At 66.5% G+C, this 11,656-nt stretch carries 11 protein-coding genes; 6 read left to right on the top strand and 5 right to left on the bottom strand.

Going from position 1 to position 11,656, the window contains the following annotated elements; translation table 11 throughout:
• Positions 1–68 precede the first annotated feature (68 nt).
• The 4 genes from ACIHCL_RS29025 to ACIHCL_RS29010 form a co-directional block, all read right to left on the bottom strand.
• Entirely contained in the window at positions 69–473 is a 405-nt protein-coding gene (locus ACIHCL_RS29025) for a DUF6602 domain-containing protein (RefSeq protein WP_399866441.1), read from the bottom strand.
• A gap of 336 nt (positions 474–809) precedes the next feature.
• Entirely contained in the window at positions 810–1,415 is a 606-nt protein-coding gene (locus ACIHCL_RS29020) for a hypothetical protein (protein ID WP_399866440.1), read from the bottom strand.
• Positions 1,416–2,805: 1,390 nt separating this feature from the next.
• A complete protein-coding gene (locus tag ACIHCL_RS29015) occupies positions 2,806–3,336 on the bottom strand; it encodes a transposase (RefSeq protein ID WP_399866450.1) in 531 nt (176 codons plus the stop codon).
• Positions 3,333–3,872 carry a transposase gene (locus ACIHCL_RS29010; protein WP_399866438.1) on the bottom strand — a complete coding sequence of 180 codons (540 nt, stop codon included), beginning with the start codon at positions 3,870–3,872 and terminating at the stop codon, positions 3,333–3,335. The genes ACIHCL_RS29015 and ACIHCL_RS29010 overlap by 4 nt, the downstream gene beginning before the upstream one ends.
• Positions 3,873–4,105: 233 nt before the next feature.
• On the opposite strand from ACIHCL_RS29010, the gene ACIHCL_RS29005 reads away from it, so the two are divergent.
• From ACIHCL_RS29005 to ACIHCL_RS28985, 5 genes are all read left to right on the top strand, one after another.
• Positions 4,106–4,360, top strand: a complete 255-nt coding sequence (locus ACIHCL_RS29005; RefSeq protein WP_399866435.1) for a cold-shock protein — start codon at positions 4,106–4,108, stop codon at positions 4,358–4,360.
• Between the two features lie 577 nt (positions 4,361–4,937).
• Entirely contained in the window at positions 4,938–5,528 is a 591-nt protein-coding gene (locus ACIHCL_RS29000) for a hypothetical protein (RefSeq protein WP_399866433.1), read from the top strand.
• Between the two features lie 541 nt (positions 5,529–6,069).
• The gene (locus tag ACIHCL_RS28995; RefSeq protein WP_399866431.1) at positions 6,070–6,459 is read left to right on the top strand and encodes a VOC family protein; all 390 of its coding nucleotides are present in this window, start codon (positions 6,070–6,072) and stop codon (positions 6,457–6,459) included.
• A gap of 340 nt (positions 6,460–6,799) precedes the next feature.
• The gene (locus ACIHCL_RS28990) at positions 6,800–7,477 is read left to right on the top strand and encodes a DUF4232 domain-containing protein (protein ID WP_399866430.1); all 678 of its coding nucleotides are present in this window, start codon (positions 6,800–6,802) and stop codon (positions 7,475–7,477) included.
• Positions 7,478–7,870: 393 nt separating this feature from the next.
• Complete coding sequence (locus ACIHCL_RS28985; protein WP_399866427.1) at positions 7,871–8,413, top strand: hypothetical protein; 543 nt, start codon at positions 7,871–7,873, stop codon at positions 8,411–8,413.
• 387 nt (positions 8,414–8,800) lie between these two features.
• Here ACIHCL_RS28985 and ACIHCL_RS28980 read toward each other — a convergent pair whose 3' ends face one another.
• On the bottom strand, positions 8,801–9,478 hold the full coding sequence (locus tag ACIHCL_RS28980) for a GAP family protein (protein WP_399866426.1): 678 nt from the start codon (positions 9,476–9,478) through the stop codon (positions 8,801–8,803).
• A gap of 314 nt (positions 9,479–9,792) precedes the next feature.
• On the opposite strand from ACIHCL_RS28980, the gene ACIHCL_RS28975 reads away from it, so the two are divergent.
• On the top strand, positions 9,793–11,610 hold the full coding sequence (locus ACIHCL_RS28975; protein ID WP_399866449.1) for a glycoside hydrolase family 15 protein: 1,818 nt from the start codon (positions 9,793–9,795) through the stop codon (positions 11,608–11,610).
• Positions 11,611–11,656 lie beyond the last annotated feature (46 nt).

Here is an 11,656-nt window from a genome sequence, read left to right as displayed (position 1 = left end):
CACCTCCCTCAACGGCACGGGAGCCCTGTCCGTTGCGGCCCCACCCTCACTCCGCCCCCGTCACCCGATCAGTGGCCACGCTGAAAGGGCTCACTCTGATAATAGGCGTGCTCGATTTCACCTACTGTATTGAGATGAGTAAAAGCGTCACGGAGCTCCGCGGAGTGGAGATTTTTTTTAACTTCGACGACGGCGATGATGTCCTTCACATGCCACACGTACGCATTAGTGTATGGCAGCTTCTCCCCTTCCCCCCTCACTACCATGCAGTCGAGTTGGCCGGACAGGCGCCCCCGGCCATCGCTGGCGAACCCGGATACCACTCGTAGCCCTAAGCCATCCGGAAGAGCGCGACTCAGTAGCGCGGAAGATAATCCCTCATACATGTCCCCGATGGTCGGAGCATGTTTTACGGAAGCATTGTCGAGTTTAGGCAACTCATCTCGGAGAATTCCTGAAAGAAGGTCAGCCACCGTGCGAATCACTAGACCTCACTCACAAACTTACGCAGAATCAATCGACCCACCCCTCACGACCCTTGGGACGAAATGATATAGGCACCCTGCCTCACAACGAAGGTCTTCAGGACTCTTCGCGTGCGGCTCCTGCGCGGCATGGTGCTACACCGAGAACAACGCGCTCCAATACCAGAGCGCCCTCCCGGGCCGTCCTGGGGCCGCGGAAGGGCGCTCGTTGGTGACCAGCGCTGACAACTGGCGGCGGCTGCACCCAGTTCAGAGAGGTGATCGAGTAGACGGCCGCAGGTCACGGCCGTCAGTGATCAGTTGTGGCTGACCTGAGTATCGCGGCTAGGCGGCGCGTGGGTTGGCCGACGGGAGGAGCGGCTCGTGGCGGTGCCAGATGAGGTAGCGGTCCTCGCGGCGAAGCTCTGCTGACCCCCACTCAACCCGCATGACTCCCTGCGTCATCGAGCAGGCGTACGCCACGATGATCAGCCGTAGCTCGGACGGGAGGAGCGCGATGTCGGGATGCAGGTGCTGTTCGTCCAGCTCCTCCAGGCCGAGGTCAAGTGACTGCTGCATCGGCTCGGGGCCGTGACGCCGGATTAGGTCAGCTCGGAAGCCGACAGCGTTCCGAAGTCTGGCCGCTGTGACCGGCGCATCCTTCTTCGCATACCGGATGGGATAGATGACGTTGCTGCCGACGACCATGACCGTGCGCCCCTGTAGCCGCCGGGCTACTGCTGCCTCGAGTGGCGCCAGGCCGGCGGCAAGCGTCTCGTATTGTGCCGCGTGGAGCCCATGGCCGTACGCTTCCAGGGTCTGGGTGTGGACCCCTTCGTGGCCGTTACGTGCCCGCTCGTGGGCTTCCACGAGGCAGGCGGGGATCATCTTGGCCAGCTGGCCGGCCGCGGTGCCGAAGGTGTCTCTGGCCCAGGGTGTTACTGCACTCACTAGGCGTCGCCCTCCCCCTGCGTTGTCAGAACGCCGAGCTGCATCCTCACCACGGTGTGGGAGACGGCTCCGGCTTGCAAGAGGGCACTGATGCACAGGCCGCGCATCGGCACATCCGCTGAGATCCACAGATGACATCAACAAGGGCGGACACCCGCAGCTCTGGGCGACCGCTGAGGCGTGCCGACGGGGGCACAGCCAGCCGTGAAGGGAGCCTGGGCGAACTTACAAAGCAGATGTCGGCGGTTCGAAACCGTCCGCGCCCATCTGTCAGGACGCCCCCCGCAGCGAGCCGCTGCGGCGTTGACGGCAGCCGCCGTAGCGCGCTTGGTGAGGCCTGGCTGCGTTCCGGGACCAGTTACCCCAAGCGTTCCCCTCGCCGCCCATGTGCCCCCTACTCTTGCTCATGCCGAGTAGGCAGTGGGAGGGGTACACGTGGGTGCGGAATCTTCCAAGGGCGTGGCACTTCGTGAAGAGCTGGCCGCAGCGTCAGCCAGGCTTCGGGACGTCGGAAGCCCTCAGCTGGCGAGCGCTGTTGACGCCATTTTGGCTCCCGGCGCTTGGGGGCTTTTCGAAATTCAGACCCTACTTCTGATAGCGGCCCGATAAATTTCCCCATCGCCACAACCCATGTAGAAAAGAATCAAATTAAAGCGTCCGCTGCTGCGGCTGGCGATCGGCTCGTTGATCGAGTGAATGAGGGATTGCGGCTTTTCCTTTCAGGCGAATTCCTGCCAGATAAGCCAATTCGGGCTGCTCGCGGTACGGCAGCCGCACCGGCTGTGTTGAATGTGCGGGCCGATGAGCACCTGCGAGACAGGGCCGCGACGGAATGTGAGCGATTGGCTGGGGTGCTCGGATGGAGGCCGAGCGTGTCAGGCGTCGCCAAGGCCTATCTTAAAAGCATCTACCGGATCTGATGTAGGTCTCGGGACCGGCCCAGGGGCCCGAAACCGACCGCACTGTCCACCACCGGCGCAACCGAATGGGGCCATCGGCTGACATCAACGGCGCTGAAGGTGAGCAACTTCGGGCGGGCATCGGTGCCAACGCTGGCTGCGCGGCGACCGTCCAGCGAGCTGCTTGATCAAACCTGCAAAGCAGGTGTCGGCGTGCCAGGTACGTGCCAGATCGAACGGTGAACCACAGTCAACATGGGTGCCCCACAACACAGGCCACAGGGGCGGCAGCTGATTGTCGGAGCTGGTCAGCGCCACAATCGATGCCCGAAGAGCTGTGATTCCCAAGCTCAGGGCTTCGCCCTGCTGCCGCGAAGCAACATGAGCTGCTTCTCACTGATGCGGCACGTTCTCTAAGGTGGAAAGGGCTCGCTGAGAGGCCTGTTGGAGCGCCAGTTACTGAGGTTGAACTCGTGGTGTCGTGTTGTTGTTCAGGCGGGTTTGATGGTCAGGCCGGTCTCGGCGAGGCAGCCGTCTATGAGTTCGCTGCGGTACTGGATGTGCCGTAAGCCGCGTCGGATGCGCTGGACGAGGTGTTCGGGGGTGCTGAAGGCGACGTTGGAGAGCCAGCCGCGTCGTAGGAGCGACCAGATCCCTTCGACGGGGTTGAGGTCGGGTGCGTAGGGCGGCAGGTAGTAAATGGTCAGCCAGTCGCGGGCGTCGGCGAACTTGCGCAGGTCGGCGGCTTTGTGGACGTTGAGGTTGTCCCAGACGAGGACGATGGGGCCGCCGAGCTGCTGGTGGGCGGCGATCAGCAGGTCCCGGTAGTCGCGCCAGGAGAAGCTCTTGCGGCCGTCGCGTCGGCCGTCGTCCCGGCGGGGCCGGTAGATCAGCCGGGACCGGTGGCCGGGTTTGTAGCAGGTCAGTGCGGCAATGGAGACCCGTCTGCGGGAACGGCCCCGTACCCGGACCACCGGGGTCCGGCCGCGCTGGGACCAGGTCTTCGCATGCGGCGGCGTCATGGAGAATCCGGCTTCGTCCTCGAAGACGAGCCAGGCTCCACGGGCCGCCGCGAGCCTTCCGCGCAGGGCCACACCTCCTTGACCCACCCGGCCACCGCCTCGTCGTCCCGCTCCATCGCCCGTCGGGCCGGGACCTGGCAGGACCAGCCGTTACGCACGAGCAACTTGCGAACGCCCTGGACCGTGCAGGCCAGGTGAAACCGTCGGCCGATCACCGTCTTGACCCGTGCCAGCGTCCAGCGCTGGTCTTCCCAGCCATGCGCGGCCGGCCCCTTGGCCAGCTCCGCCTCCAGCTGGGCGAACTGCTCCTCGCTCAGCCTCGGCAGCGACGCCGGCCCCTGCGACCGCAGAGCCCGCGGACCGCCCTCCTCCCACGCCTGCCGCCATCGCTGCACCGAGCGGACACTGACCCGCAGGTCTTTCGCGATCAACGAACTCGCCTCACCCCCGGCGAACCTCTCGGCCGCCTGAAGCCGCAACCCCTCGCGAAACTCCTGACGCTCGGCGGTCAGCCCGCCCCCTTGTGGATACCGCATGCACCGGTGATACCGCAGCGAACGACCAGCCGTCACCCCCTACGACACCACGAGTTCAACCTCAGTAGCAGCGAGACCCCCGACGGAATCCACTACAAGGGCCACATCCTTGCTTCGCCCGTGCATCTTTCGAGTCTCCTGACTGCCAGTGTCACAGTGCCTTCCACGGAGGAACGTGTCAGCCTGGCAGGTCAGGCCTTGTGATCTTGTGGGATGGATGAGAGGAGAGACGGATGCGTCGCCACAGAGGGCCCCGGAAGGTCCCCGTGACTGCGACTGTGCGTGAGTGGAGGGACGAGGAGGGGTGGGGCGTGCTCGACTCGCCCGAGACTCCCGGAGGGTGCTTCGGCCACTACGCCGACATTCAGGCGCCCGGCTTTCGCACGCTGTCACCAGGGCAAGAGGTCGATCTCATCTGGGAAGCGCCCGGCTTCAAGCAGGACGGGTACGACTACCGCGCGGTGAGCATCGTCCCCAGGACTGTCTGACATCCACACCTGACATCAACGGCGACAAACGCCGCCATACCGAAGCGGACACAACCGGACCAACGACGAGCCGTTCAAGGCCGTTTCAGCACCCTGCACCACGCAGTGATCGAACTCCTAAAGCGGGTGTCGCAGGTTCGAATCCTGCCGGGGGCACAGACCGCGCAGCAGGTCAGAGCACATGAGAGGCCCCTCGTTCGCCTTGGATTCAAGGGGTCCTCGCAACTCCCACAGATCGCGGGTGTTGCGAAGACCGTTAGAACCCAAGCGCCGAACGGGGGGCGTCTCGGCTGCTCAGAGTCCACATTCCCACGCGATCACGCTTCTCGCTCACTCGAAAGAGGGGTGGATGGGATCCCTTGACCGCGCAAAGTACGGGGCAGGCGGGGCAGGTGCGTCTCCTCACACACGCCTGACACGCGCCTTCCATAACCCGTGGTCCCCTGCGGGGAGGCCAGGGCCGCAGAACGAGAAGACCCCTGGAATGCGCCGGGTCGCAGCTTCGTCCTCTCAGCGCAACTGTCGGCACGGTCAGAGAGTCGTACCCGCTGTGACCGAAGCACGTACACAGCACAGTGTGATGTTGTCACCCGCCGTCTCCACGACAGCAGGCATCGGGAGTCTGGCCCTTGCCGCCGTGGCGAGCTGGAGCAGCCTCCTGTTGGTCGTGCAGGAGCGGGTGGTGCCCGGCTGGGGGGTGAGTGCAGCTCTCCTTGTCATGTCGCTCGTTCTCCGATGGGCCCTCACCCGGGTGGGCCGCCCGGCGGGTGCTTCGAGCCTCCCGCCGAAGCGAGCCACGTCGGCACGGCTGGCGAGCAGGCTGCTGATCGTCACGGCAATGCTTGGCACTGCCTGGGGAGCGGTGGACGACCTGATCTCGGACGCGAAGTACCACGTTCTGCACCCTGCGGGTCCGGGGGGCTGCATGGCCGTGGTGCGGGAGACGTCCTTTCTCGTGATCGGCAATGGCGAGGTGTACGCGGTGGCGCGCACCGGCCTGGCCCTGGGCGAGTCGGCATCCTGGACGGTCGACGATGGTTACCGGCCTGTCGACGCAGGCACGTACGAGTTGGACTGGGGGCGGGGCGGCGGTTTTCTGCGGATCAGCGGCACGAGCACCGACCCGGTCGTCCGTGGGGGATCGGCCGACATCGACTGCGGGTGGTGAGGCCGGTCACGCTCACCCGCATGCTCGGCGCGAGGCCATCGGGGGCGACAAGAGCCGGCCACCTCACCACCGCCGCAGGACCGTGCCACTCTCGTGCCAGAACGGGCGAGGACTCACGGTGACCTGGCAGCAACAACGATGCAGATGCGAGGACCTAGACCAGGACAGATCTCCGCAGCCCGCGCAAGCAACCGCCCAACCTCGCTCCTAAGAGGGTGGTCCACACCTGGCGGGTGAGATCATCCGTGGATGGCAGACGCACTAACCCTGGGATGGACTCTTCAGGAGATCCGCGACGTATCCGGGGACCGAGAGGCTGTCGTCCTGGATCCAAATCGGGCGGTGAAGTGGGTCGCCTTCGCCGGGGCCCACGAGGTGCTACACCCAGAGGTCATTCTCGGGTTCCACAGCCTGTGCCTCGTGAAGCCTGTCCGTCCTACCGCCGCGCTGGAACAACGATTAGGATCCAGAGCGACATCGCGTGTCGGTCGCCGACTGGGTGAGGCATGGAGGTGTCGGGAGATGCCCTCGGAGGCATTCCTTGTCAGTTGAGTTGAACCACACGATCGTCCACGCCCGGGACAACCGGGAGTCTGCCGAGTTCTTCGCGGACTTGCTGGGCGTTGAGATCACCGCGGAGTGGGGCCCGTTCCTCGCGGTCGACCTGAGCAATGGCGTAACGCTGGACTTCGCCACGATCCCCGCAGACAAGATCACCCCGCAGCACTACGCCTTCCTGGTCTCCGAGGCGGAGTTTGATGCGGCATACGCGCGGATCACACAGCGCGGTATCGAGCACTACGCCGACCCGCACCGGCAGCACCCAGGCGCGATCAATCACAACGACGGCGGACGCGGCGTGTACTTCATGGACCCGGTTGGCCACGCGATGGAACTCATCACCGTGCCGTATGGCGGCTGGTCGGCGTAAGCACAGGTGCCGAGGGCTGCAGCCTGTGTCGGGGTGCAGCCCTCAACTGCCGCCTGAGCCGGGGATCGTAGTCAGCATCTTCGCGTTCGCCCTCCCGACGCCCGCCGCAGCGGCGAAGGCCACGTGGCGGAGAAACACCCGCGCGTGAGCCGAGGTCGGCATCGTCGGACCGGCGCGAGCTCCCCCAACTCTTCGCCATCATGTCACCGGTCTGTGACAGCGCTGTCTTGGGACGAAGGCGCTGGGATCCCTTCGGCTCGCAGCCCCCTCATAGTGATCGGGCGACCACCGGGAGCCGAAATGGATTCGGCCCCGACTACCGATCACCAAAGGGGATTTCATGTCCGGCAACCGTCGCAAGGCCTTCCTCGTCTCCGCAGCCATCGTGGGCGGCGCCATGCTGATGACTGCGTGCCAGGACGGGGACGCGGCCACGGACACCGGCGCCGCACAGGGTTCTCCGTCCGCCACCGCCGTCGGCGATGCGGCCACTCCGTCCGGCTCGTCGGCCGCGGGCAGCGGCCAGAGCACCGACAAGAGCTCCAGCACGGCGGGCAAGGGAACCGAGGGCGCGGCCGGCTCCGGCGCCGACACCGGCGACGGCAAGCGGGAGCCGGTCGGGCAGAGCTGCGGCGCCAACGACATCTCCTGGAGCACCAGGTCCGAGACCCAGGCCGGCGGATACATCCTGGTCATCGCCAAGGCGAAGCCGGGGATCACCTGCTACCTGCCCGCCGCGCTTCCGACCGTGGCGTTCGGATCCGACGGCACCCAGGCGGGTCCCGCGGAGCAGACCGCCGGCAAGCAGATCAAGCTGAGCGGGGGCACCACCGCCTACGCCGGGGTGAACCCGAAGACCACCAACGGAAACGGTGGCAAGGAACTGGACTTCATCATCGTCGGCGTCGGTGACGACGACCCCAACCCGGTGTCCCTGCCGGTCGGCACCATCACGGTCGAAGACCCGATCGTCACCAACTGGCACACCGCCCCGGCGGACGCCGTTCCCTTCAGCTGAACGGCCCCACAGCGCCCCACACCGTGTCGCACAGCCCGTACGACGGCCTGTAGGGCCGCCAATGCCCGATCTCTGCAGAGAGCTACGGATCAAAAGATCGCGCCCCATCCCATCCGTGCCGCATCCATGCCCGATCGTGCGGGAGAACCACGGGGAACCACAGGGAACCACGGTGACGAGCGGGTATGGCGCAACAGCACGGCCCCTGACTGTTTCGACTGGGCAGGGGCCATTTCGGCCGACGTTGGATGTGGGATTTGAACCCGCGGTGGCCCGCTTCACGACGGTCTTCAAGGTATCCACGCAGGTCACAAGCTCATTTACAGTGAGTCGCAGCATGCATGAGCCTTGAGTCATCACTTCCAGAAGAATTGCAATGGACGGTGGGAAGGCTTGGACGGCATACCGGACACAAGCGCGGCCGGCCGACGGCACCCGAACACGACCGCGGGAAGCATGCGGCCTTTCCCGGCCGCGCTGATGCTGCTGGTTCTCGCGCTGCTGTCGGCCGCGCTGTCGACACTGGTCATGCTCCCGGCAGCCCAACATCTGCGCTCCTTTCAGACCGGCGAGCAAGCTTCCGCGACGCTGCATACACAGGGCTCATGCATCTTGGGGCACTGCCAGGTCGAGTTCGAGGCCGACGGCCGGACCGTGGTGGCGGATCTACCGGTGGGCAGCAGAGGCTTCACGAACTCTGTCGGAACCCGGATGGCCGTCCGCTACCACGCGGATGACCCGCAGGTGGCCGTCCGTGAAGACGATGCCGGGGGCGGTGGGGCGGCCGTGCTGGCGGTGCTGTCGGGCGTGGCGGCCCTGTTCTTCCTGCTGCTGTCGGTCCTGCAATTGGTCTACGGCTCGCAGCAGCGGCGCGCAGGCCCTCTGCCCGGCCGGACTCCGCAAGGGACTGGGCCGACCGGCCCGACGAACCCTTGAAGGTCTGCCCGGTACCGGAACTGTTCCGCTGGCATTCAACGCTGACATCAACGACCACGGACAGCGTCGGCAGTGAGCGACCATGAACGACTCGCGTGCGCGCGGGCGAACCCGTCCCGTGACCTCCCCCGTGCCCGGGACGGCGAACGACTCGCGTGCGCGCGGGTGCACCTACGCCGGCCCGGGGTGGCTCCCCGGCATGAAGTGGGGCGTCCTCTCCGACGTCGTTGTCCGGCCGGAAGGACGGGCGCTCCGGAAGGACAGGCACTCCGGAAGGACGGGCGCCCCAGAAGGACGGGCTTTCCAGAAGAACAGGCGCTGCTGACGCCGAAGCTTCCCAGCACGCGCCTCTACCGACCCGTGACGTCAGTCATGGGCAGAGGCCCGTTACGACGCGAGGACGCTGATCCCGTCGCCGAGCAGCTTGAGTCCGAGGACGAAGAAGAGAGCGGCCATGACGGCGGCGTTGTGCTGTGCGGCCCAGTTCCGCCAGTCGGCAAGGATGCTCTTGGCCCGTTCACCCATGTACAGGTAGACGGCCAGCGGTGCGAGGACTCCGAGCGATGCGATCACCACAAAGATCACGAGCGCCCCGATCTGCTGCGGCACGGAGATTCCGGCCGAGCTGATCGAGACGCCGGCGGCGAGGGTCAGGGGGGCGTTCTTGGCGTTGGCGGCCGAGAGCAGGAGGCCGAGTCCAAGCACTTTGGCGGGCGTGAAGTGATCGATTGCCGCCATCCACTTCGGCAACCGCGCCTGTGAGGGGGCGCGGGGACGTCCGCGCCACTGCCGGACGGAGAACAGGACGAGCAGCACGCCCAGTGCCAGTTTGAGGGCCCCCACCCACAGGGCGGGGTGCTTGTGCGTGGACGCTCCGCCGGAACTGCCCACCGCCAGCATGATCGCGCCGAGGACAGCCAGGCCCAGGAACCAGCCGATGGCGAACAGAGCGCCGTTCAGCCGTCCCTGCGGGGTGGCCAGGATGAGAATGATCGCCACGATGGGGAGCGGGCTGATCGCGACACCGGCCGCCAGGCCGAGCACCTCACCGACGGCGTGTCCCACGGTGGCCTCCTCACAGGCGGAGAGATCACGTGCAGTGGCAGGCCGTGTCGGTGCCGGCAAGCAGAGCATGCGGTCAGTGATCGTGCGCGCCGGAGTGGCCTCGTTACTGATCGTGCACTGCCGGACGCCTTGAGGCGCGGCGTCCGGGCTGTGCGGGTGAACGACGGGCCCGCGGCCTTCGGCCTACTGGCGCGGCGTCCCCTCGCCCCTCCCCGCCACCCCTCATGGCAGCCCCGTCACCCAGGGCGGACAGTGGAATCAGGGGCACCAGGGGGTATCAGGGACACCAGGGGCATCAGGGAAGCGAGATGATCATGGACCGTTACCCGCCCATTGCCGACCACGGCCTCGTCGGAGACCTGCAGACCGCTGCTCTGGTGTCATCCCAGGGGGTCGTCGACTGGTTCACGGCTCCCCGGTTCGACTCGCCCAGTGTCTTCGCCGCCCTGCTCGACCACGACCGCGGCGGCTACTTCCTGTTCGCGCCGGAAAGCCGGAACACCACGTGCAGGCAGCTCTACTACCCGGACACAGCAGTCCTCGTCACGCGGTTCATGTCGCCGGACGGGGTCGGCGAGGTCTTCGACTGCATGCCACCGGATCGCACCGGCACCCCCACGGACAGGCACGTGCTGCTGCGCGGCGTACGGGCGGTGCGCGGAACGGTGCGCTTCGCTCTGGAGTGCCGTCCGCGCTTCGACTACGGCCGGGCCACCCACCATCTCGACCTGCGGAACGACACCGCCACGTTCCGGGCGCCTCACGTCACCGCCCATCTGCAAAGCACCTTCCCCCTGCAACAGGACGGCAGGGACGTACGAGGTTCGGTGACCTTGAGGCCCGGTGAGCTGGCCGTGGCACTGTTCACCGTCGGGGGGCCCGATGGCGGCTCTCCGCAGCCGGTCACCCCGGACCGGGCGATGGAACGGTTCTGGGGTGTGGTGGATTTCTGGCAGCGCTGGGTGCGCTGCTCCCGCTATCGCGGCCGGTGGCCGGGGGTGGTGCACCGCTCGGCCATCACCCTCAAGCTGCTCACCTACGCGCCCACAGGCGCTCCCGTCGCCGCCGCCACCATGGGCCTGCCCGAGCAGATCGGGGGTGAACGCAACTGGGACTACCGCTACACCTGGGTCCGCGACGGTTCCCTGTCCGTACGCGCCCTGCTCGACCTGGGGTTCGCCGAGGAGGCGGCGCAGTTCACACGCTGGCTGAGCGACCGCCTCCAGGCCCGCGAGGGCGCCGATGGCGAGCCGCTGCGGATCATGTACCGCGTCGACGGCGACCCCGAGCTGCCGGAAGAGGTTCTCTCGCACTTCGAGGGCTACCGGGGCTCGTACCCGGTACGGGCCGGGAACGCAGCGGCCGATCAGCTGCAGCTGGACATCTACGGGGAGGCGCTCTACGCCTTGTCGGAGGGGCGTGAGATCGCCGTGGGAGGCAGCTACCACGGCTGGAAGAATCTCGCGCGGACGCTGGACTGGCTCGCCGATTCCTGGGATCGCCCCGACGAGGGCGTCTGGGAGACCCGTGGCGGGCGCAAGGACTTCACCTTCAGCCGAGTGATGGCATGGGTGGCTTTCGACCGGGGGCTGCGCCTGGCGAGGGAGCACAGCCGTCCCGCCGACTCTCCTCGTTGGACCGCTGCTCGCGACGCGATCCTCGAACAGGTGATGGAGCGGGGCTGGAACGGGAAGGAGCAGGCCCTCGTCCAGCACTACGGAAGCGATGTCCTCGATGCTTCGTTGCTGCTCATCCCGCGCGTCGGGTTCCTGGCGCCCAGAACGGTGAGCTGGCTGTCGACCCTGGACGCGATGGAGCGCACGCTGGTATCGGACAGCCTCGTGTACCGCTACGACCCTGCGGCCTCCCCGGACGGTCTGCAGGGCTCCGAAGGCACGTTCAGTCTCTGCACCTTCCTCTACGTGGACGCTCTTGCCCGCGCCGGGCGGATTCGTCCGGCGCGGTATGCCTTCGAGAAGATGCAGACCTATGCCAACCATGTCGGCCTGTTCGCTGAGGAGATCGGCCCCAGTGGCGAGCAGTTGGGCAACTTCCCGCAGGCTTTCACGCATCTGTCGCTGATCATGGCCGCCACCACCCTGGACGACGCCCTCGACCAGCAGCGCGACTGAGAACCACGGTCCCGACGGCCGCCCGGGCCGCACAGCGGTTTCAGCC

The organism is Streptomyces sp. NPDC052042 (genome assembly GCF_044548345.1).
Taxonomy (GTDB): Bacteria; Actinomycetota; Actinomycetes; order Streptomycetales; family Streptomycetaceae; genus Streptomyces.
Note: the sequence above shows the minus strand (reverse complement) of the source record. Positions and strands in the feature narration are given on the sequence as shown.